At 62.3% G+C, this 22,483-nt stretch carries 19 protein-coding genes; 7 read left to right on the top strand and 12 right to left on the bottom strand.

Annotated elements, in window-relative coordinates:
- Positions 1-159: 159 nt before the first annotated feature.
- Positions 160-1,689: a mercuric reductase gene (locus BLS48_RS19605; RefSeq protein WP_091581066.1), complete on the bottom strand. Its 1,530-nt coding sequence runs from the start codon at positions 1,687-1,689 to the stop codon at positions 160-162.
- Complete coding sequence (locus tag BLS48_RS19600; RefSeq protein ID WP_091580795.1) at positions 1,679-3,028, bottom strand: glucoamylase family protein; 1,350 nt, start codon at positions 3,026-3,028, stop codon at positions 1,679-1,681. Before BLS48_RS19600 ends, BLS48_RS19605 begins: the two co-directional genes overlap by 11 nt.
- Positions 3,029-3,048: 20 nt before the next feature.
- On the opposite strand from BLS48_RS19600, the gene BLS48_RS19595 reads away from it, so the two are divergent.
- Positions 3,049-3,228: a hypothetical protein gene (locus BLS48_RS19595; protein WP_091580793.1), complete on the top strand. Its 180-nt coding sequence runs from the start codon at positions 3,049-3,051 to the stop codon at positions 3,226-3,228.
- A gap of 36 nt (positions 3,229-3,264) precedes the next feature.
- Here the strand turns inward: BLS48_RS19595 and BLS48_RS19590 are convergent, their stop codons facing one another.
- From BLS48_RS19590 to BLS48_RS19580, 3 genes are all read right to left on the bottom strand, one after another.
- Positions 3,265-4,017, bottom strand: coding sequence for an SDR family NAD(P)-dependent oxidoreductase (locus BLS48_RS19590; RefSeq protein ID WP_091581064.1), 753 nt, complete (start codon positions 4,015-4,017; stop codon positions 3,265-3,267).
- 201 nt (positions 4,018-4,218) lie between these two features.
- Entirely contained in the window at positions 4,219-5,148 is a 930-nt protein-coding gene (locus tag BLS48_RS19585) for a TIR domain-containing protein (protein ID WP_091580790.1), read from the bottom strand.
- A 107-nt stretch (positions 5,149-5,255) separates the two neighbouring features.
- Entirely contained in the window at positions 5,256-6,038 is a 783-nt protein-coding gene (locus BLS48_RS19580; protein ID WP_091580787.1) for a helix-turn-helix transcriptional regulator, read from the bottom strand.
- Positions 6,039-6,198: 160 nt separating this feature from the next.
- Here BLS48_RS19580 and BLS48_RS19575 point away from each other — a divergent pair, with 160 nt between their 5' ends.
- From BLS48_RS19575 to BLS48_RS19555, 5 genes are all read left to right on the top strand, one after another.
- On the top strand, positions 6,199-8,328 hold the full coding sequence (locus BLS48_RS19575) for a hydantoinase/oxoprolinase family protein (protein WP_091581061.1): 2,130 nt from the start codon (positions 6,199-6,201) through the stop codon (positions 8,326-8,328).
- A gap of 13 nt (positions 8,329-8,341) precedes the next feature.
- Positions 8,342-10,546: a hydantoinase B/oxoprolinase family protein gene (locus BLS48_RS19570; RefSeq protein ID WP_091580785.1), complete on the top strand. Its 2,205-nt coding sequence runs from the start codon at positions 8,342-8,344 to the stop codon at positions 10,544-10,546.
- A complete protein-coding gene (locus tag BLS48_RS19565) occupies positions 10,543-11,028 on the top strand; it encodes an acetone carboxylase subunit gamma (protein ID WP_091580782.1) in 486 nt (161 codons plus the stop codon). The genes BLS48_RS19570 and BLS48_RS19565 overlap by 4 nt, the downstream gene beginning before the upstream one ends.
- A gap of 148 nt (positions 11,029-11,176) precedes the next feature.
- The gene (locus BLS48_RS19560; protein WP_091580780.1) at positions 11,177-12,004 is read left to right on the top strand and encodes an SDR family NAD(P)-dependent oxidoreductase; all 828 of its coding nucleotides are present in this window, start codon (positions 11,177-11,179) and stop codon (positions 12,002-12,004) included.
- 205 nt (positions 12,005-12,209) lie between these two features.
- Entirely contained in the window at positions 12,210-13,514 is a 1,305-nt protein-coding gene (locus tag BLS48_RS19555; protein ID WP_091580778.1) for an O-antigen ligase family protein, read from the top strand.
- Between the two features lie 79 nt (positions 13,515-13,593).
- On the opposite strand, the gene BLS48_RS36570 is transcribed toward BLS48_RS19555, so the two are convergent.
- From BLS48_RS36570 to BLS48_RS19540, 3 genes are all read right to left on the bottom strand, one after another.
- Entirely contained in the window at positions 13,594-14,151 is a 558-nt protein-coding gene (locus BLS48_RS36570; RefSeq protein ID WP_091580777.1) for an acyltransferase, read from the bottom strand.
- A gap of 192 nt (positions 14,152-14,343) precedes the next feature.
- Entirely contained in the window at positions 14,344-15,609 is a 1,266-nt protein-coding gene (locus BLS48_RS19545; protein WP_167365156.1) for a polysaccharide biosynthesis/export family protein, read from the bottom strand.
- An 81-nt stretch (positions 15,610-15,690) separates the two neighbouring features.
- Positions 15,691-16,368: a sugar transferase gene (locus BLS48_RS19540; protein ID WP_091580773.1), complete on the bottom strand. Its 678-nt coding sequence runs from the start codon at positions 16,366-16,368 to the stop codon at positions 15,691-15,693.
- Between the two features lie 602 nt (positions 16,369-16,970).
- Here BLS48_RS19540 and BLS48_RS19535 point away from each other — a divergent pair.
- Positions 16,971-17,243 (top strand): exopolysaccharide production repressor exox, encoded by a 273-nt coding sequence (locus BLS48_RS19535; RefSeq protein WP_091580771.1) that lies wholly within the window; start codon positions 16,971-16,973, stop codon positions 17,241-17,243.
- Between the two features lie 17 nt (positions 17,244-17,260).
- On the opposite strand, the gene BLS48_RS19530 is transcribed toward BLS48_RS19535, so the two are convergent.
- Genes BLS48_RS19530 through BLS48_RS19515 form a run of 4 tightly spaced genes read right to left on the bottom strand, consistent with a single transcriptional unit; the run spans position 17,261 to position 22,443 of the window.
- Positions 17,261-19,105 (bottom strand): ABC transporter ATP-binding protein, encoded by a 1,845-nt coding sequence (locus BLS48_RS19530; protein WP_091580769.1) that lies wholly within the window; start codon positions 19,103-19,105, stop codon positions 17,261-17,263.
- Entirely contained in the window at positions 19,098-20,075 is a 978-nt protein-coding gene (locus tag BLS48_RS19525) for a phosphoenolpyruvate carboxykinase (ATP) (RefSeq protein ID WP_091580766.1), read from the bottom strand. The genes BLS48_RS19530 and BLS48_RS19525 overlap by 8 nt, the downstream gene beginning before the upstream one ends.
- Entirely contained in the window at positions 20,072-22,036 is a 1,965-nt protein-coding gene (locus BLS48_RS19520) for a lasso peptide isopeptide bond-forming cyclase (protein ID WP_167365155.1), read from the bottom strand. The genes BLS48_RS19525 and BLS48_RS19520 overlap by 4 nt, the downstream gene beginning before the upstream one ends.
- A complete protein-coding gene (locus BLS48_RS19515) occupies positions 22,033-22,443 on the bottom strand; it encodes a lasso peptide biosynthesis B2 protein (RefSeq protein ID WP_244529704.1) in 411 nt (136 codons plus the stop codon). The genes BLS48_RS19520 and BLS48_RS19515 overlap by 4 nt, the downstream gene beginning before the upstream one ends.
- Positions 22,444-22,483 lie beyond the last annotated feature (40 nt).

Here is a 22,483-nt window from a genome sequence, read left to right as displayed (position 1 = left end):
TTTTCCGTCCGGAATTGCGTCAAAACAAAGAGATAGAGCGGTTCGACGCTTCGGTGAAACGATGAATCGCTCTAGCCATACTGGGTGCCGTCAAGCTCCGACTGAGATACTGATCGTGTATTTTGCGGACATTTCGGAAAAAAGCCGATCCGTGTGCCGTCATCGCCTGGACCATGCCAGCCAGCGTCCCGCCAGCTGCTTCCAAAACGACGTGAGCCGGGTTCGCCGATAGGCGTCTGCGGCCATCTTTATGCCTTGTGCCTGCATCGGGAAGGGGTGGATGACGTCGGCCAGCGCATGTAGTCCCATGCCCGACCTGATGGCGAGCGAGACTGCGTTGATCATCTCGCCGGCATGGGCGGCGACCACCGTGGCGCCGAGGATGCGGTCGGATCCTTCCCTGACGTGGATCTTGACAAAACCCTCTTCCTCGCCGTCCGTCAGCGCCCGGGCGACATCGTGCATCAGCACCGTGTAGGTCTTGACCGGTACGCCGTTCTGGCGCGCCTCCGTCGGATAGAGGCCGACATGGGCGATCTCCGGATCGGTGTAGGTGCACCACGGGACGACCAGTTCACTGAGCTTCCCGCGCCCGAAAAACAGGGCGTTCCGCACGACGATGCGGGCTGTCGCCTCCGCGGTATGCGTGAACTTGTGTTCGAGGCAAACGTCGCCGGCCGCGTAGATGCGCGGATTTGTGGTCCTGAGGTAATCATCCACCTTGACGCCGTTGGCATCGTACACCACCCCAGCGTTTTCTAGGTCGAGACCGTCAACATTGGGCGACCGGCCGATGCCGGTGACGATCTCGTCGACGGAAATCGTCGTCGTTTCCTCGTCCCGCACCAGGTCGGCGAGCTTCTTCCCACCCACTGTCCGCACCGCCACCACCTCGGTGTTCAGACGTACCTCTACCCCTTCGCGCGCCAGCGCATCCGAAAGGATCTGGGCGGCGTCGCGTTCTTCGCCGGGCAGAAACATCGGATCGCGCTGCGCCAGGATGACGTTCGCGCCGAACAGGCAGAACGCCTGCGCCATCTCGCAGCCAAGCTGTCCGCCGCCAATGACCAGAAGCCGCCTCGGGCACTCGGCAAGATCGAACATGGTCTCGTTGCTGAGGTAGCCGGCCTCGGTGAGTCCCGGGATCGTCGGCAGGCGCGCATGGGCTCCCGTCGCGACCAGCGCCTTCCTGAAATGCAGGGTTTGCCCGGCGGCCAGAATCGAGTCCGGCCCGGAAAACCGCGCTTCGCCGAAGTAGAGGTCGATGCCTCCGGAAGCCAGGCTCTCGGCCGAATCGGCACGGCTGATCCGCTGCCGGATCTGCCGCATCCTCGTCATCGCGCGCTGAAAGTCGACGCGAACATGTTTCGGCGTGTCGCCGCCAAAATTCCCGGCATCGCGCATGTCGGCATAGAGCCTGGCGGTGCGGATGACCGCTTTCGACGGAATGCAGCCGACATTGATGCAAACGCCGCCGATCAGGCTGCGCTCGATCAATGCAACCTTTGCGCCGAGGCTCGCCGCTTCGCGGGCCGCGGTCAGCCCGGCGGGGCCGGCGCCGATGACGACGAGATTGTATGGTCCGGTCGGGTCGGGGTTGCGCCAGTGCGGCGGATGCGCGCCCCTGATCAGCTCGGCGTCGTTGCGGTCGACAGGGAAAGCAGCTGCCCTTGTCTTTTCATGCGACATCGCGGCCACCTGGCGCCGGGCTTGCCGGCTGCGACAGCCATCCGCCCGCGAAACCCGCTTTGCCCAGGCCACGACGGATGTGCTGGTTGGACCGCATCAGCCCCCAGATCAGGCGCGAGCGGTGGTTCTCGATCATCATCACCACGATGCCCTGGTCCAGCCCGTAGTAGCCTTCCGACACCCAGCCATGCCGACCGAATTTTCGCCGGTTCGCCAATGTCGGATTGAAGCCGCTCGGCAGTCGGAAATTGTCGATCACGTCGGCGTAGCGATCCCCGAGATGGCGCAACGCCGCCAGGCAGATGTCCGGCGCGAAAGGCAGCGATGCCAGACAGGACCACGGAGCGATCGTCCCGTCATCCGGCCCGAAAGGAGCGCCGCGCGCGGCATAGCCTGAAAACCGGTGAGGCCGACGCTCTATACTGGCCCGAAAGCCACCTGGCCCGTCGCCTGCGGAAAGTCCCCACAGGTTCTCATCGTAGCCGCCATAGCCATAAGGGTTACGCCGCGCATAGTCGCGATGAAGGTAGGTCGAGCGCCGGCTGTTTTCGAAATAGTCCGAGTTCTTCTCGCGCATGAAGGCGTCGCGGATGCCGGCGAAATCGATCCAGGCATGCGAGAACTGATGCATGAACAGCGGACCGCCATAGAGCACATCGTAGCCGTAGATGTTTTCCCATTGATAGGTCGCCGTCCAGCCGACATAGCTGTCATCCGAGCTTGGGCTGTCGGGCGAGGCCATCGACAGCACGTAGAGGATCGTCGCTTCGTTGTAACCTTCCCAGCCATAGTGGAGAAAGCCGCTCTTCGGCTTCCAGCCTTGCCGCAAGGTGGGCGTTCTGCCCTGCGCCCATCGCCAGTCGACGCGCCGATAGAGCGCCTCGGCCAGCTCCCGGATCTCGCGCTCGTCTTCGCCGTCGCTCGAGAAATAGGCGCCCGCAACGAGCACGCCGGCCATCAACAGCGCGGTGTCCACCATTGACAGTTCGCAGCGCCAGACACGCCGGCCGGTCCGCATGTCGAGAAAATGGTAGTAGAAGCCTTTGTGGCCGGTGACGTCGTCGCCATTGCCTTGCGTGCTGGTCCAGAAGAAACGCAGCGCGGCAAGCGTCAGCTTCGCAGCCGCCTCGCGCGCCATCCATCCGCGTTCGACGCCGATGGGATAGCAGGACAGCGCAAAACCGACGACGGCGATGCTGGCCGGCGAATTCGGCCGTGAGGTATCGGCGACCAGCCCGTTGTCGGGGTTCACGTTTTCGAGAAAATAGTCGAAGGCCGACTGCTGATAGCGGTCCAGAAGGTCGTCATCGGACAGCGAGGTTGGGTCGACCTTAAGCAAATGCAGCAGACTCCAGCCGGATGGCCGCAGCGCCCGTCGAGCGCACGGCAGTGGCGCGGCCCTGGCAGGTCATCGTGCTTGCAGAGCTGTTGCACCGTGTCATGGCTTTTCCGCACACCTGTTGCGCCATCGCCGATTCAGGCGCCGCCTACTATACGCCTGTCCAGCGTCTTTCGTTGCCACGTCACGCGGAATTGTAGCGCATCAGGCTGACGCAGGGGGTGCCCTGGCCCGTCTCAATAGGTGGCGCGGCCACCCGAAACGTCGAACACGGCGGCGGTCGTGAACGAGCACTCTTCCGAGGCGATCCAGCAGATCAGCGCCGCCACCTCTTCGACCTCGCCGAAGCGCGCCATCGGTATCTTGGACAGCATGAAGTCGATGTGTTCCTGGCTCATCTGCTTGAAGATCGCGGTGCGCACCGCCGCCGGCGTCACGCAGTTGACCGTCACCCTGGTCTTGGCCAGTTCCTTGCCGAGCGACTTGGTCAGGCCGATCACGGCGGCCTTGGAGGTGCTGTAGGCCGAAGCGTTGGGGTTGCCTTCCTTGCCGGCGATCGAGGCGATGTTGACGATGCGGCCGTAGTTGCGCTCGAGCATGTGCGGCACGAGCGCCTTATTACAGTAGAAAACGCCATTGATGTTGATGTCGATGACCTTCTGCCAGTCCTCGGTCGAATAGTTCCAGGTGGTCGTGTTCGGCCCGGTGATGGCCGCACTGGTGACCAGAATATCGACCGCGCCAAGTGTTTTGATCGTCCGCCGTGCGGCGTCTTCAACCGCGGCTGGATCGGAAACGTCGACCATCACGCCATGCAGACCGGCGATGGTGGCCTTGGCCTGCTCGATCTGGCCGGGGTCGCGGTCCCACACACAAACCCGTCCGCCCTCTTCGACGATCCTTTGCGCGACAGCAAGGCCGATGCCGGAGGCGCCGCCGGTGATCACGGTCGATCGTCCAGCAAACCGTCCTGCGAAACTCATCGGCATGTAGCATTCCTCCCAATCGGCGGCGAATGTGAAGTCAACGGCGGACAAGTTCAAGCCGGGATTGGAGCCGCCAAACGGGATACTGGTGGGCCAGGGGAGAGCGATTGAGAAGCGTGCTCCCTTGGCGACACCTTGTCCATACGGCGCCGGGCCTGCGGCCGGGCGAAGCGCCAGGGAGCCACTCCCCCGCGCACTGAGTTCTCAGGTGATGGCGATCGACTTCCAATCGCCCAGCCGCTCCGCGATCAACTCCACCCGCCGCTGATTGTCGCGCCCGTCCAGTATCTCCAAGTCCTTGGTATCGGCCCGCAAATAGACGCCAGAGGTGCGCGCGTTCAGTTCTGGCTGCGTGTCCGCGCGCGTCGTGAAATAGCCTGACGCGCGATCGGTGGTATCCAGCCGGATCTCTCCCGTCCCATGCAGCTGTGGGGCGTTCGCGTCCAAGGGTCGTTCTCCGTTCCAATAGTAGAAGACCCCGGAAGGCTCCCTCTTCTCCTTCAGCGCTTCGCTCCAGTACCTGGCGGACAGGCTGCCATTCTCCTGCCACGAGCGTCCCGTCAGCTCCAAGGCACCCTCGCGGTTTCGCGAGATGCGCAGCAGGCTCACGGCTGAGGGCTCCTTTGCAGTCCGCTCCGTCAGGGAAAACTGCCACCAAAGACCCTCTATGCGGGCTACGTGGCCCTCATTTTCGATTGCGTTCCGCAATTTTTGATTGATCGCTCTCATCTCGGCGGCGGTGGCGGCTTCGCCGTACCGTATCGACGTCAGGCCGAGCAGATCGCTGGGAAGCTTGGCGCCATTTGCATGCAGGATAAACGTTCGGCGCATGCCGAGGACTCCACCGAAAAGCCCGGCTTCGAAGACCACATTATCTCGTGGAGAAGCTTGAGCGGACAGGGACGTGGACGATGCCGGCTGGCTCGCGCTCGTCCAGTCATCCTGAGCGAACACAAAAGCGGCGAAGTCGACCTCGCGTGTAAGCTCGATGAGGCGCCCGAGTGTGGTTGTGCCGGGGCTGAAGGAGGTCGTCCAAGGCTCGACCTGCGCGATCTCCTCAAGACCGCGTGTCAGCGCATCAAGCAACTTTTTCTGCTTTCCCGACGAGCCCAGGAAGATGCGAGGCTTGCCCATCCGTTCCCTCCAGACCGTGTATCCGCCTTGCTTGCCAATAGCTGCACGGACAATTCTTCGCCTATTGTATCCATCCCACGGAAGGCGGCAACGGCGCGATCTCCCAGCTACGCCTTCTCGGCCCTGTGCTGGAAGAACTGCAGGAACAATTCCCGTTCGGTGGTGATGTCGAGCTTCTCGTAGATGCGCCGGCGATGGTTCTTGACGGTGCCGACGGTGATGCCGAGACGCTCGGCGATGTTGGCGGTCGGGTGGCCGGCGAGGATCAGCTGGACAAGTTCCCGCTCACGCTGCGACAGCTCGGGCCACAGGCTGGCCGGGATGGTCGGCTCCTGCCGGGGCGAGGCGCCCGGACCTGTCGGCGCCGAGGTGCGGGAGAACTCGGTTCCCCGTGCCTTGATGTCGAGGGCGTGCAACGCCTCGAACACCGGCAGCCGCTCATCCAGAAGTGAGATCTCGCTGTCCTTGAACGACATCTTCGAGCGGTCGAGGAAGATGCCGAGGCACCAGTCGCCGCCATCAGCCAGCATGATGCCGACCTCGTCGCAGATTTCCGACTGCGCCAGGAAGCCGGCTATATATTGGCCGCGCTTGGCCTCATCGTCGGCAAGCCGCTTCAGCGGCATGATGCCGAGCCTTCGCTCGCGCCGCCACGACGCATAGAACGGGTCGAAGACATAGTAGCTGGCGAGGTAGCGCTGGACCATCTCGTCCGAAAAGCGTCGGTGCTTGATGAATTCCGGTGTCTGCGTCGCCGAATAGCGCGTCACGGTGACGAGGTCGTGCTCGATGTCCGCGCCGATCAGGTCGATCAGGCAGTCGACATGCCTGTCCGTGCCGGTGGCGGCGATCGCCCTGGCGAGCGGCGCCCAGATATTGCCCATGCGCATGCCCTTTTCTCGGCGATCTCGGCCCAGCCGTCATTGTGTCTTTAGGCATATGGCGCGAGGCCGCCTGTCCAATCTAGCCTTGCGTCACCCTAGAACACATCCCGAGGCGACCGTGACCCAGCCCCATCTCACCGGCCCCATCGTTGGCAATCTGCCGATCATTGGCAACCCAATCGTCATCGGTATCGACGCCGGTGGCACCATGACCGACACGATCCTTGTCGATCAGGACGGCCACTTCAAGATCGGCAAGTCGGCGACCACGCCCAGGAACGAAGCCGAGGGCTTCCTTGCCTCGGCCGAGGACGCGGCGGACGCCTGGGGCATCTCGCTGGAGCAGCTGTTTTCCGGCGTCAACGTCGTGCTCTATTCCGGCACAGGCATGCTCAACACGCTGTTGTCGCGCACCGGTCGCCGGCTCGGCCTGATCACCACCAAGGGCCTCGAGGACATGATCCTGATGGGCCGCGGCCTGCAGGCCTGGGCCGACTATTCCTATGCCGACAGGCTGCATGCGGTGACCCATCATCACCCCGATCCGCTGGTGCCGCGCCGCCGCACCCATGGCGTCACCGAGCGCATCGACCAGTTTGGCGACATCGTGCTGCCGCTTTACGAACACGAAGTCTCGGCCGCCGCGAAAAAACTGATCGCCGACAAGGTCGAGGCGATCTGCATCATGACCATCTTCTCGCACGTCAATCCGGTGCACGAGAAGCGCATCGCCGAGATCTGCCGCGCGGAGATCGAAAGGGCCGGCGCCGACATCATCGTCTACACCAGCCACGAGGTCCGCCCGGTCATCCGCGAACAGTCGCGGCTGAACTCGGTGCTGATCGAAGCCTATGCCACCTCGCGCGGCCGCAAGCAGCTCAAGGGCATCGAGGACGTCTCGAAGAAATACGGCTTCAAATATGGCGTTCAGACGCTGCTGTCCTTCGGCGGCCTGACCTCGATCAACCATCCGCGCCTGCACGAAACCATGATCTCCGGCCCGATCGGGGGCATCCTCGGTGCGGCCTATGTCGGCAAGCTGATCGGCAACGACTCGCTGATCTGTTCGGACATGGGTGGCACCTCCTTCGACATGGGTGTCATCACGCGCGGCCAGACGCGCATCGAGAACGAGCCGCTGATGGACCGTTTCAAGCTCAACGTGCCGACGCTGCATCTCGACACCATCGGCGCCGGCGCCGGCATGATCCTCAAGGTCGATCCGCTGACGAAGAAGGTCAGCCTTGGACCGGAAAGCGCCGGCTCCGATCCCGGCCCGATCTGCTTCGATCGCGGCGGCACCGAACCCACCATCGCCGATTGCGACGCCATTCTCGGCCGGCTGAACCCTTACTATTTCCTTGGCGGCAAGGTCGTGCTGCAGGTGGAAAAGGCCCGCCGGGCTTTCGAGGAAAAGTGCTCCAGTGTGCTCGGTGTTGGCGTCGAGGAAGCCGCCGAAGGCATGATCGACATGCTGGAGTCCGATGCCAACAACGCGCTGCGCCGGGTCATTTCGGGCCAGGGCATCCATCCCTCGGAGTTCACGCTGCTGTCCTATGGCGGCTCCGGGCCGCTGCATCTGGCCGGTTGCTCTAGGGGCATCGGTTTCAAGGACATCATCACCTTCCAGTTCGCCGCCGCCTTCTCCGCCTTCGGCTGCACCACGGCCGATTTCATGCGCCGGCATTCGGTGTCGACGCAGCACGATATCTCCTCGCGCGCCGACGAGGCGACGCTGGCCGCTTTCGGCGCCAAAGTGACGACAGTCTGGAACGATCTGACCAAGGCCGCGGTCGACGAGATGATCGCCGACGGCCATGCCAGGGAGAAGATCAGGACTGTGCCGTTCCTGATGATGCGCTACACGGGCCAGCTCGAGGATGTCGAGGTCATGGCGCCGCTGGCCGAGGTCAATTCGGCCGACGACATGCGCAAGGTTCTCGACGAGTTCGAGGCGGTCTACGCCAAGGTCAACCACCGCGTTTCGCGTTATGGCGAGGCCGGCTTCACAATCACCGAGCTCGGGCTGATCGCCACTGCCGACAAGGTCAAGCCGGTGTTGCTCAGGCGGCCGCTTGGCGCCTCCAATCCGGCATCTGCCCATAAGGGGGTGCGCGAGGCCTATATTGGTGGGCGCTGGCACAAGGCCAGTCTCTACGAGATGGATCTCCTGCAACCCGGCCACGAAGTGATCGGCCCGGCCATCATCGAACATCCCGCCACCACGCTCGTCGTTCATCCGCAAGACCGTGTCTTCGTCGATGAATGGACGCTGCTGCACTACACCCACGCTTGAGAGGGCGAACGCCATGTTGGACAAACCTGCTTCGGCCCTGCGTCTTCGCGAACGGTTGCTCGATTCCGAGCGGCTGATGGAAGAGACCGGCTGCTATGACGGCATCACGGAACTCACGCTGCGCAACCAGGATCCGCTGAAATTCGAGACGCTGCACACCAAGCTGCGCGCCTACTGCGTCTCGGCACGCGAAATGGCGCGCCGCATCTCGGCCTCGCCCGGCGTGCGCGAGGTCGGCGAGATGGTGGTCGCCATCTACACGCCGGAAGGCGACGCCATCGCGCTCTCCAACGGCATCATGGTGCACGTCCATACGATGAGCCGCTTCATCAAGTGGATGATCAAGAACAACTACGAGGAAAACCCGCGCATCCGCGAAGGCGACATCTTCGCCAACAATGACGCCTTCATCGGCACCGTGCAGGTGCCCGATGTGATGGACGTGGTGCCGATCTTCCATGAAGGCACGCTGGTCGGTTGGGCGGGTGCGGTCTGCCACGAGCTGGAAGCCGGCGGCATCACGCCGGGTGGCGACGTCTGCCTGGCGCAGGAACGCTTCACCGAAGGCCTGTTCGTCTGCGCCGAGAAGATCGGCGAGAATGACGAGATCCGCCGCGACTATGTCATCCGCTGCGAGCGCAATCTGCGCATGCCGATCTACTGGGTGCTCGACGAGAAGGCCAAGGTCGCCTCCTGCATCGACATGCGTGAAAGCGTCAAGCAGCTGATCTCGGAGATCGGCCTCGACTACTGGGTGAAGGTGTCGAAGGAGTTCATCGAGGAAGGCCGCCGCGCCCAGCTCGCCCGCACCCGCCAGCTCACCGTGCCCGGCATCTACCGCGGCCACACCTTTTACGGCCACGTCACGGCGGGAAAACCCGGCTTTCAGCTGCTTGGCGATCCGGACTGGCTCTACAACATTCCGATCGAGATGGAGATCACCACCGACGGCAAGATCACCATGGACTTCGAGGGCACGCAGCCCTGGGGCTATCATTCGATGAACTGCACGCCGGCCGGCATGGATGGCGGCATGTTCGTCACCTTGACCCAGCACATGAATTTCGAAGGCCTGGTCAATGACGGCGCCTGGATGGCGACCGAGCTGAAATTGCCGCACGGCACCTGGACCAACCCCGACAACGAGATGGTGGCGACCGCCACTTCATGGGCTCTGCTGCTGCCGGCCTACGGCGTCTTCCAGCGGCTCCTGTCGCGCGGCTTCATCGCCCGCGGCTTCGTCGAGGAAGCCTTTGTCGGCCAGGTCAACAGCCCGATGATCGAGATGGGCGGCGAAAGCCAGTACGGCACGCCGTTCGGCATGGCGCATTTCGAATGCGCCGCCGCCGGCTCCGGCGCGCTCGCTATCAAGGACGGGCTCGACACCGCCTATGTCGGCTGGAACCCGGAATCCGACATGGGCAACATCGAGGTCTGGGAACAGTCGATGCCGATGGTCTATATCGGCCGCTCAATCGTGCCCAACTCGGGCGGCGCCGGCAAATATCGCGGCGGCTGTTCCTTCGTCTCGACCTGGCTGATCAACAAGACCTCGCATCTCAGGTTGCACACCTCGGAGCACTCTTCCAGGGTGTTCGACAATGGCGGCATGTGCGGCGGCTATCCGGCGCCGACCTGCCAGAAGCACCGCGCGGTGCGCAATTCCAACATCCACGAGCTGGCGGCAAAAGGTGAACCGCTGGCGCATGCGCCCGGCATCGACCCGCATGTCTCGGATTACGAGAAGAACATCGGCGGTGACCATGTCGTGGTCGAAGGCCCCTACATCACGTCGCCGCACAAGTCCGGCGATATCTTCAGCCATTCCTACAATGGCGGCGGAGGCTACGGCGACGTGCTGGAGCGCGACCCGATCAAGACGGCCTGGGATGTCGAGAACGGTTTTCTCACCCGCGAAGCGGCGGACCAGGTTTTCGGCATTGTGCTGAAGGACGACGCCGATGGGTATCCGGTCGCCGATATCGACGCGACCGTCAAACGCCGGGCTGAGATGCGCAAGCAACGTCTGGCCAGGGCGATCCCGGTTTCGGACTGGATCGCCAGGGAGCGCGGCCGCGTCGAAAAGGCCGACTTCGCGCCCGAGGTGAAGAAAATGTATGCCAGCGCCATCAAGCTGTCGTCGCGCTTCACCAGGGATTTCAGCGATTTCTGGAACGTCGATGCCAGATCGATCTTCACGCCGGGAGCAAAGTCATGACCTCGTACAGCAAGGAAGTCATCCGCGATCTGGCCGCCGGTAAGCTGCCCTGGCTGCAGACGCGGCGCATCATGAGCGCCTACAAGGACGATGATCGTTTCTTCAAGATAGTCGCCGTCTATCAGGATCGCGTCGCCTGGAAGGATCCGATCCTGCTGCCGGTGAGCGATCACCTGTTCATCTGCCAGAGCGGCGATGAGCGGATCACCCGCTGCGAGTGCGGCCATTCCTTCGGCGATTATCGCAGGAACTGGAAGCTGAACGCCGCGATCAACGTGCGCAACACCGAGGAAGCGCTGCGCGAGATCTACCCCAACAGCGATCTCCCCGATCCGCAATGGATGGAGATCCGCGAGTTCATCTGCCCGCAGTGCGGCACGCTGCACGAGGTCGAGGCGGCGGCACCAGGCTATCCGATCGTCCATGATTTCGAACCCGACCTCGAAGGCTTTTATCGCGAATGGCTGGGCAAACCACTTTGAGGAAACTGATATTGTGAATCACGCAGCAGGCAAGGTTGCGCTCGTCACCGGGGCCGGGATGGTCGTGGATGGAGGTTATCTTGCCGTGTGAATCTCAAATCCTCTTGGGCCGGCTTGCTCGCCCCGAACTGTCCGGAGACCACACCTGATGAAGAACCTTTCCGGCCGCAGCGCCATCGTCACGGGCGGGTTTTCGGGCATGGGCCTTGCCATTGCCACGGCATTGGCCGAGGCCGGCGCCAATGTCGCCGTCGGCTCCTACATCGCGCCCGCCGGCGCCGACAGATCCGATGCCGGCTATTATCCCGGCGCGGACGAGATCGGGCGCGTGCGCGCGGCTCTCGCAGCGCACGGAACCAAGGTTCACGCCGGGCATCTCGACGTGCGCGACAGCGAGGTCACCAATCGGTTCGCGGCGGACGCAGAAGCGGCCATCGGACCTGCCGACATTCTGGTCAACGCCGCCGGCACCACCGCCGAGCAGCCGGTCTGTGGTCATTCCGACGCGCTGTGGGAGAAGATCGTCGACACCAATCTCACCGGCGCCTTCCGCGTCACCCGCGCCGTGTTGCCGGGCATGATCGGGCGCGGCTGGGGACGCATCGTTAACATCGGTTCAACGGCGGCTTCCGTCGGCTGGAAGGACAACCCGGCCTATTGTGCCTCAAAGGCCGGCCTTCTCGGCCTCACTCGTTGCGTGGCGCTGGAAGGCGCCGCTCACGGCGTCACCTGCGTCATGATCAGCCCGACCTGGGTCGAGACCGAACTGATGCGTCGCAATGTGGCGCAGGTCGTCGAGCGCGAAGGAAAGGGGCGCACGCCAGAGGAAGCGATGGCCGAGATCGCCAGGGGTAACCCGCAGCAGCGCATGCTGCAGCCGCGGGAGATCGCGGCGCTGGCGGTCTTCCTCTGCTCCGATCTGGCCAAGGGCATCACCATGGAAAACATCCAGATCACCGGCGGAGCCCTGTGGTAGTGTTCTTGGACGACGGGCAACCAATTGACCTCTCGGCGTCCCCTTGGCTGTAAGACAAGGTGACCGGATTTGCCATTGAGCGCCGGACGCGATAGTTTATATTGCACTGCACAATGGAGACGCCGTTTATTGCACGCCCCTGTTCGCGAATATGCCGGCTGGCTTATGGCGCGCCGGGCTCGGATCGCGTCGGCGGGACTCTGAGATGAAGATTCCAAAGTCCCTGCTGGTCGACCCCGAAAAGAATTCGGTCTATGGCAGTTTCGCCGTGGCCGTCTCGATCTGGGCGTTTTCCTACTCCGTCATTTTCGGCCAGGTAATGATCCTGGCCTATTACGCGGTCTGGCTTCCGCTCATCCTGGTCGATTACCGGCGGTTCCTGCGGCAGCTGTCCAGCGCTTGGTTGCCCCTGCTGTTTGCGGCCTATGTCTGCTTCTCGGTCTTCTGGTCGGCGGCTCCCGGCATCACCGCACGGACGGCCGTCCAGTACTTTTCCCATATCGCCTGCGCCTACATCGCGGCGCGAACCGTCAGCGTACGTACGCTGACGATCGGCGCCTTGATCGGCATATTCGTCGTCCTGCTCTATTCGCTCAAGGTCGGGGCCTATTCCGAGGACGTCCTCGACGGCACCTACAACTTCGTCGGCGCGTTTGCCTCCAAGAACCAGATCGGCTTTGTCGCCTCGCTCGGCATCTATTTCTGCGTTGTGTTCCTCGCTTTTCTGCGCCGTAGCCGGATGAGCTTCATCGCGATGGTACCTGTCTTGCTCTTGTCGGCCTATATGCTGGCCGTTTCGCATTCCGCCACCTCTGTGGCCTCGATTCCGGCCGTTTTGGCTCTGGTGGTTCTGCTTGCCATGAGCAAGTTGCTCTCACGCCGCTACCGCAGGGTAGTATTTCTGGTGGGGGCGGGCCTGCTCGTAGTGTCGGCCTTCGCAGCCATGAACATGGGGCTGCTGGATTTCGTCCTCAACATATTCGGCAAGGATTCCACGCTCACGGGGCGGACCTATCTGTGGGAGCAGGGTTGGAACGCCGCACAGAAATCGCCGATTCTCGGCGTCGGCTATGCCGCCTATTGGGTGCAAGGCTTCGCCGAAGCCGAGCGGCTATGGAATGAATTCTACATTACGAGCCGCACCGGTTTCCATTTCCACAACACCTATATCGAGGCGCTTGTCGAGCTAGGCGCCGTCGGGGTGACGATGATTGCGCTGATCATGCTGCGCACGCTCTACGGCCACGTCTCGGCGGTGATCTTCAGGACGTGGCAAGCGGGGCCGGTGATTCTCATCGGTGTGATGGTGCTTCTGCTCATCCGCTCCTTCGTCGAGGTCGACATTCTCAACCCCTACGTGACAGGCTCTTTTCTATTGTACTACAGCTTTTTCAAGCTGGCGAAAGTGCCTGTGACCAGTCCGCGACGGGCTGCGGTCAAGGGCCTAGAGCAGGATCCCGAAAAGTGGAATCCAGCTTTCGCAAATGGCCATGCTCAAACGAGCAAATAGTCCCATCCCCTCCCTGTTGGGATCGGACAGGCCTCAGGCAAGACGAAACTTGCCTCGAACCGATCCACCGAACTCCCTGTCAGGATCGAATGTAATCTTGGGACGCTGCAATCTCGCGAATTATGCGGGCAGGATTTCCTGCCGCCAGACTTCGCGGGGGAATGCTTTTGGTCACGACAGACCCGGCTCCAATTACGCTATGGTCACCGATTTCGACCCCAGGCAGGATTATTGAATTTCGACCAATCCAGACGTTATCGCCGATCAGGACAGGCATTGACTTAACGCCGGCGCCTTGCTCGATCTCGTGATAATTTGAATCCTGGATTACGACGCAGTCACCAATCAGACAGTTTCTTCCGATGCTGACTGCGACGGATACGTCGATCATGACCCCGCTGTTTATGAACGATTTGGAGCCAATTGACAGCTTTGCATTGCTAAGCACATGAAACCAGCAGCGCGAGCCAAAGCCTCGGAATGAAACGAGGGAGCCGAAATTGATTTCGCCTTTTCCTGAAATATGAGGAGAGGTACCAAGAATGGATACTCGGTCAAAGATTTTTATCCCTCTCGTCTTCCAAAGAAGCGTAATAAATTTACCTTTTATATATCGCCTAACGCGATAGATGTTCATCAGAACATATCCATTGTTAGATATTTAATTTGCCAGACCAAGCTTCCTTATTTGGAAGAGTCGACTCGATGCCGTGAGGCCCGCCGCCGCGCGATTCCCGTCCCATCGTCAAGGGAGCATATATCCTTGACTACAGTGACCGCCTCGCATGACGACTCCTTGAATGCGAGCCCTCGGCGATCGTCCAAATGTCTACTGGCTGGCCAGCGGCGCCAGCTTGACCTTGATCACGTCGCCAGGCAGCACCGGCGTATCTTCCTTCGCGGCGATTTCGCTGGTCTTGCCGTCGACGACCCGCACCAGTGTGTAGATCAGGCTGGATTGCTGGTCGCTGTCGCTGGCAACTCTCGTTGCGGGATCGCTGGCCTGGGCCATCAGGCCTTTCTGCATATTCACCTTCAGCGCGGCCTCGTTCAGGTCGGCTTCGGTCTGCTGCCGGTCGGTGGCGAGACTTGAACTCAGGGTGTTCTGGGCATCGATGGCGTCCTGCGCCGCCTTGCTGATCGCCTGCTTGGCGGTGAGGATGGCGGTTTCGTAGTCCAGGATCTTGCCCTGCAGGTCGGCGACGGACTGCCGCGAATCCAGCAGTCGGGCGTTGGCGATCAGGCCTTTCTGAGCCAGAGGGCCGATGCTGGCCAGCTGCTGCTGCGCCAGGTCGACTTGCTGCTGCTGGTTGACGATCTTCTTCTGCAGCGATTCGATTTCGGACTGCAAAACCCCTTTCAGATCGTCGAGCGCCTCGAGCTTCAGCTTCAGCGCCTTTTGGTCGGACGTCAGGATCGTCATCTCGTCGGCGACGATGGCCGGCAACCGCGGATCGCCCTCGACCTCCTTCGGCACCTCGAAGCTCGTCTTGCCCGCCATGTCGGCGTCGATGCGGGCGCGCTTCACGATCAGTCGAACGCGCTGGTCGTCGGAGATATCGAAGTTGCCCTTGGCGGTGACCAGGTCCTTGCCGAGTTGGGGACCAAAATCGGCGTTTCGCCTGATGCCGCCGGCGACGCTGATGGCCTTCAGCACCGTCAGGTCGGGCACATAAGGAAATTGGCCGGGGTTCTGCACCTCGCCGGAAATGTAGAATGGCCGGAACTGCGCCATTTCGACCGAGGCTTCAGGCCTGTCCGACAGAGCGAGCTTGTGCTGCAGCGCCTCGCCGATCGCAGTCGCGATTTCGGACGTGGTCTTGCCGGAGGCCGGCAATTCGCCGACGAAAGGTACCGACAGCGTGCCGGATGGACCGACCGTGTATTCGCCATTCACCGCCGACCAGTCGCGGAACGTGCCTTCGACGGTCTGCCATTCCGCGACGCGGATGATGAGCTTGTCCTGCGATCCGAGGCGATAGTCGCCGGCGACGGCGATGTGGGGGACGACGAGCGACACGACAAGGCATGTGGCCAGCAATCGCGCCCGCCGCAGGCGGCCGGAAAACGGGCCGCTGCGAGAGGCTTCGAACATATCTGTTTTCAACTGAACGTTCCGATCCGCTTTGGCCCCATCGCCCGATGTGCTTGCTGCCGAATGGTTGTTCGATGCCGGTCAGTAGGAGCCGCGCGACATCCAGACGGCAGGAACGGTCTTGATGATGATGCGAACGTCCTCGAACAGCGACCAGTTTTCGACATAATGGCGGTCGAACGCAACGCGGCTGTCATAGGAAACGTCGTTGCGGCCGCTGACCTGCCACAAGCCAGTCAGGCCGGGGCGGGATTTCAGGTAATACACGGCGGAAGTGCCGTAGATCTCCAGTTCGTCGCGCACGACCGGCCGAGGTCCGACAAGGCTCATGTCGCCCTGCAAGATGTTGATGATCTGCGGCAGCTCGTCGAGGCTGAGTTTCCTCAGCACCGCTCCGACACGGGTGACGCGGGGGTCGTTCTTCAGCTTGCGCGTCGCTATCCATTCCGCGTTGGCGTCCGGGTTGGTGGCGAGATAGGCTGCCAGCACCTTGTCGCCGTCCGGAACCATGGTGCGGAACTTCAGGCACGGGAAAACCCGTCCGCCGCGTCCGATTCGCCTGTGGCCATAGAAAATCGACCCGCCGTCGGAAAACTTGACCAGCAACGCGATCATGACAAACAGCGGGCTGAGAGCGATCAGGCCGATCAGTGAACCGGTGATATCGAAGCCGCGCTTGAGCAGGCCGCCGATCGGCGGTGGAAATTCGATGTCGGCCTGCGAAAAGCTCGCGGTGGCCGACTTGGCAACGTCCCTCATGCGGTAAACTCCATGCGTTGAACGAATGGTTCACCACACGATACCAAAAAAATGTTGCAGCGCAACACACAATTTCCCGGCCTACTGAAATAGTCGCGTCATGAATTGACTAAATAATAAGCTCGCCATGCACAAATTTCGGGATACTTAGCACATTTGTGACAATAAATGGGCATAGGCGAAAAAATAGGGGCAATTTTGAGGCGGTTCTTAGGCGGGGCGCCCTATCTGCCGGAGCGTGGAACATGCCAGTGCTTTAGAGCTACCTGATACTATGGAGAAATAACATAAAATACTAGTTAATATCGTATTTCTACTGAAAGTTGATGACCGCAGGAGATCGGGCAAAATCCCTCCGTGTGCATTGCACCATGAGTGAGTCGATCACAAAAGCTCCAATCAAAAATATGTCCAGTTGCCCTTGCCGCCTATTGCTCGCCTTAATAGAATTGCAAATTATACCTGTCAGAGTACCGACAGGTTGGAAAGGCCGGAAGCAACCGGCCGAGAGCGGGCGACTTGACAAGCCCGCATGACAAGGGACGGCGCTCGGGTAGGGCAATCGTTGGATATAACCCGAGCCGGTTTATGGGCTGTTGGGTATGGCACTTCCAAAATTCATCCTTGGGATGATCTTCGCTCTGGCGATCGTCGTTGGCTGGTCCTGGTTGGGCGGTGCTTCGACAGGCACGATACTGGTGCGCGTCATCATTTGCGCCGTCGTCATTCAGGCGGGTTACTTCGTGCTCGTCTATGCCATGATCGCCGGCGGCGCGCCGACGCCAGCCGACATGGCTCGCGACGCCGAAAGAAAGTTGAACACCACCGAGGTGGCCGAAGGCGACAAATTGGGCGCCAGGCGCAGCCTGCACTAACTCGGCCGCATCCGGCCTCAAGCCACGTCGGCAGGTTCCCTCTCGGACTGCTCGCCCGACAGCATCCTCGACAATCGGCTTCCGGCCTTTGCCTTCAGCCGCTGATATTGCCCGACTTCAACGATACGGCCATGTTCCATTGCCACCACCCAGTCGGCGAACGCTATCATCGACGGCCGGTGTGCAATGGTCAGGATCGTCATCGTGCCGCGCAATCCGTCGATCGATTTGGCGATCAGCGACTGGTTCTGCCAGTCAAGCGCACTGGTGGCCTCGTCCAGGATGAGCAGGGACGGCTTGCGCAGCAGCGCGCGCGCAAGCGCAATGCGCTGGCGCTCGCCACCCGAAAGCCGCACGCCCCGGTCGCCGACCACCGTCTCGAGCCGCAGGTCCAGCCGCTCGACGAATTCGCCGGCATGGGCGGAACGTAGCGCGGTCCACAAATCCTCGTCGCTGGCCTGCGGCGCGGCAAGGCGCAGGTTCGCCGCGATCGTGTCGTGCAGAAGGAACACGTCCTGCGGCACATAGGCCACCTGACCGCGCCAGCGACGGCGATTGGCGGCATCGATCTCGACGCCGTCGACGAGAATCTTGCCGGCGGTCGGCTCGAGCAGCCCGAGCAGCATGTCGGCGATCGTGCTCTTGCCTGATCCGGAGGGGCCGATAAGGGCGGTGACCTTGCCCGCCGGCAGGCCGAAGGTGATGCCAGTGACGACCGTCTTGTTGGGGTCGTCGGCATATCCGAAGGAAACGTCCCTTATGTTGAGCCCGGTTGCCAGCGACAGCTTGTCGCCTTCGCCGGCTTCGGCGTCGCCCGGCTCGCGCTCGGCGTCGAAACGCGTCTGCAGGCTGCGCATCGCGGCATAGGCGGGCAGATTGATCAGGACCTGCTGGGCCTGCGTTTGCATGTCCATGAAGCGCGGCGCGATACGCATGAAGACCAGCAGCAGCACGACGATCTCGGCCAGCGACAGGTTGAAGCGGACCAGCGCCACATAGATAAACAGGCTGAGGCCAACGACGCTCGCCACCTGGAACAGCGCGGTGCCGATCGTGCTGTTGCGCACATAGTCGACGTTGTCGGCCTTCATCCTTTCGAGGGTCGATTGCAGCTGTGCGAAATAGCTCGCCTCGACGTTCAGGCTCTTGGCCACCTTGATGCCGCCAAGGAATTCCGAGACCGTCCGGTACTGGTCCTGCCGATTGGCCGTCAGAACCCGGCCAAAGGCGGTGGCCCGCGCCCGAAAGGGCTGCAGCGCCACGAACATCAGGATGCCAATCACGACGGCAAACAACGTCATGACCGGCGAGATGAACACGGAAACCAGGAGATAGCCGGCCAGAAGCACGGCAATCTGCACCAGCATCAACAGCGAGAAGGCGGCGCCCTGGACGCGGTCGATGTCGCCGGTCAGGGCATGGTCGAGATCGGAACTGCGCATGCGCGTGAAGACGCCCCAGCGCGCCTTGCCGATGCTCTCGAACAGGTTCATGCGCAAGCGGTTGATGAAATCGAACAGCAGTTTCGCCATGTAGACCGACTTGAAGCGGTTGAAGGCCGCCTGCACGGCGACAAGCCCGACCAGCGCGCAAAGCACCGTCGTCAGTTGCAGCGTTCCGTCCGGCACCAGCCAGCGCACGAAATCATTGTTCGGCAGCCTGACCGCGAAATCCTGGTCGGCGCGCCCGACCAGATGCAGCAGCGGCACGAGCAGCAGGATGGAGATGCCTTCGGTCAGGCTGCCCAGGATCAGGAAGAGCAGCGCCGTCCAGGTTCGCCGCCCACCGATCTGGGCGATGACGGCGCCGAATGCGGCGACGTCGCGAAACAGTGACAGGTTAAAGACCGATGACCTAGACATCGCCCGCCAGATCTCTTTCGATCAGGGTCACGGCCTCATCGATCCGCTCCAGGCCCGTCGGCACCTCGAGGCGGTACACGCCGACATGGTTCGCTATTCCTGAACATTGCCGAAGATGCGTCGCCGCGAAATCGCCGGGCAGGGCCGCGCGGCCGAAACGCGTCACGTAGGAGAATTTGATGATTGCCGGCAAGGCGGCGATGCCCGGCAAGGGCGTGATATCGGCCTTTTCGCCGCGCTCCAGCATATAGATCCTGCTTGCCGGCACCCTGTCGCCGGAAAAGGCGCCGTTCAGGCGATGCTGCATCTTGTCGATCGCCGGATGCGCTTGCGGCCGGACTTCCGCGTCCCTGAATGAGATCGCGGCCGCCGCATCGGCAGCCAGCTTGATCTGCGGGAAACCCGGAACGACCATCGGTTGGTTCGGATTGGTCAGGTCCAGGGCCACCACGTCATCGGTAAGCAAGTCATGTCCGGCACGGATCATCGCGCTTGCCGTCGTCGATTTGCCGGCGCCCTTGTCACCAATGAAGATAGCGCTCCTGCCGGCCACGGCAATGGCGCTGGCGTGCAGGACGAGCAGGCCGCGCCGGTGCAGCAGCAGCGCCAGGACCGGGCCCAGCAACGGAAACGCGATCAGCGCGTCGTCGACGCCGGGCGCCGGCTCGACGTCGATGCGGCGACCATCGGTGATCAGGAACGCGCCGACGGCATCCCATGCCAGATACTGCCGGTCCGGCTCGAAGCGGAAGTCGGTCGCGGCCTCGGGCGAGGGCTTCGGCAGGTCGATCGCACCGACGGCGATCACGACATCCGCCGGCGCCGGCGCCGTCGGCTCCAACTCGGGCAGCAACACTTCGGACGTGATGGTCAGGCCGTAGGCCCGGTAGAAGCGCCGTTCTCGCGCGGCCCCGCCCTGCGCAAGGGGATGATCGAGGTATCGGGCGAGCGGCTCGTTGCGAGACATCATGCGGGGCTCCCGGAGAGTTGGACCTGCCGCAGCCAGAGCGACAATGAAGCCGAGCGCCAGACATACTGGACATCCAGGGGGGCTGCCTGGTCAGGCTGGCGCTGCAGCCGCGCATAGGCTGCGCTGACCTCCGGAAGATTGACGTAGGGTGCTATGCGGCTGGAATCCGAAACGAGCAGCTGTTCCAGCAGGTCGCGGTGGTTGCGCAGCATGCCATTGACGAGATTGGAGGTGAAATCGATCTTGTCGCGCCGCCACTGGACCGCCGCCGGCAGGATGCCCTCCATGGCACGGCGCAGCACATAGCGGCCAAAGCCGTGGCTGAGCTTTTCTTCGCCCGGCAGCGCCAGGCAGAACTCGACCAGCGGCTTGTCCCAGAAGGGATAGCGCGGCTCGACACCGAAATTGGCCGCGGCCTTGTCGAGGACCTCGAAAGCATGCGGCACATAGCCGTTTGAAAGGATCCAGCGATGGCTCAAGGCATCGCTGGCCTTGACGCCGGGCGGCATGTAACCGGCGCGGTGAAACCGGTCGACAAGCTCGGTTCGCCTGGCTAGGTCCGGATTGATCAGGTCGCGCCAGCTTCCGCCGCGCGGCGCCTGGGCCGGCTTGCGGATCCTGTTCAGGACACGGTTCGCCATGTGCCTCAGCTTCGCGATGCGCCAGGCCGGCCCGTAGATGGTCAGGAACTGGAAATACATGCCGAGCGTGCTGTCGCCATAGGTGTTGGAGGCACTGCGGATCTCACGCCACAGGTCCATCCACCGCCCGGCATTGGCAAGCTCATGCAGATGGCCATGACCTTGCGAAACGACCTCGTCGCCGCCATGGCCGTCCAGCAGCACCTTGATGCCATTGGCGCCCGCCGTCCGGTAGATGCCGCGGGTGAGCGTGAGGCCCGGCGCCAGGAACGTTCCTTCCTGTTCCTCCAGCACGCGTTCGAATTCAGCGAACGGCGCATAGTTGCCGACCGGAATCAGCGTCGCGTCAACGTTGCGCTGATCAAGCACTGCATCGATGAACGGGCGTTCGTCCATCGACGAGCCCTTCTCGAAAATCAGGGAGAAGGTGGGCAGCTTTGGCTTGCGCGCGGCGGCATTCTGCATGCCGGCGACACAGGCGATCGACGAGGAATCGAGGCCGCCGCTCAGCATTGCGCCGATCGAAGAGGTTCCCCGCATGCGGTTACGGACCGATTGCGAGAACAGATCGGCGAATTCCTCGGCCGCATCCGAGCGCATCGGTCGTGACGACGGCTCGATCTGCCAGTATCTGCGCAGCATAACCCGTTGCGCGGTGACGGTGAGGCTGTGGCGGGCCGGCAAGCTGAAGATATCGTTGTAGGGCGTTGACTGCGGGTCGTCGGGCAGCCCGGCCAGGAAACCCGAGATTTGGCGTTCATTGACGCGCGTGTCGACCCCGTCGACGCCAAGGATCGGACCGATCTCGGAGGCAAAGACAAAATGCCGGTCCGCCGCGTGATAGTAGAACGGTTTGACCCCGAAATGGTCGCGCGCGCAAAATAGCAGCTGTCGCTCGGCATCCCAGATGGCGAAAGCGAAATCGCCTTGCAACTGCATGGGGCAGGCTTCGCCCCAGCGCAGATAGGCCCGCATCAGCAAAGTCGCGTCGGCGACCGACCTGTCCCGGATGCCCAGCCTGGCCAGCAGTTCGTCACGGTTGTCCAGGCGGCAATCGGCGGTGATGGCCAGCTTGCCGCCCGCCATGGTCAGCGGACCGGGGCCGGCTTCATCTGACGTGTTGAGCCAAGAGTGGCCAAGGGCGATGCCGGTGTCTAGCCACCACGAACTTCCATCAGGGCCACGATGGCGCATGCGCGCCAGCATCTGCTGTATATCCGCTGCGGCGACCGCTGGAGCGCGTCCCCGGACCACTGATGCGTGTCCTTGGACCGCTGCCGCGTGTCCCTGTCGCAGCAAGATTCCGGCCACGCCGCTCATCGGCTGCCGTGATCGACGAGATGGGCGAAACCGTCGATCGATCCGCCAAGGACGACATGGTTGTCGCTGACCAGCCAGGCATGCGCTTTCAAGTGCTCGCCGGTGCCGCGTTCGATGCCGATGCGGATCTTCGAGGCATTGCCTTGGCGGGCGAGAATGTATTGGCCTGAAAGCGCCTGGGTCAGGCAAGTGGCGCGCGGCACGAAACGGGCCGCGGCGGCAACGCCCCATGCGACCCGGCGCAGTTCGCCCATGCTGGCGCACTGACGCGCCTCGAGCCGCGTCACCAGGCTGCGGACACGGTTGTAGGACAGCAGCGTCAGCCCCAGCCGAACCGCAGTGACCACCAAGAGGCAGCGGGCGAGGAAGATCATTTCCGAGCCGCTCAGGGAGAGAACTCTACGCATGCCTCGCGGGCGCTTCGTCTGCTTCGGGCGTTTTTCTGTC

This window comes from Mesorhizobium qingshengii (assembly GCF_900103325.1).
GTDB classification, from domain to species: Bacteria; Pseudomonadota; Alphaproteobacteria; order Rhizobiales; family Rhizobiaceae; genus Mesorhizobium; species Mesorhizobium qingshengii.
Note: the sequence above shows the minus strand (reverse complement) of the source record. Positions and strands in the feature narration are given on the sequence as shown.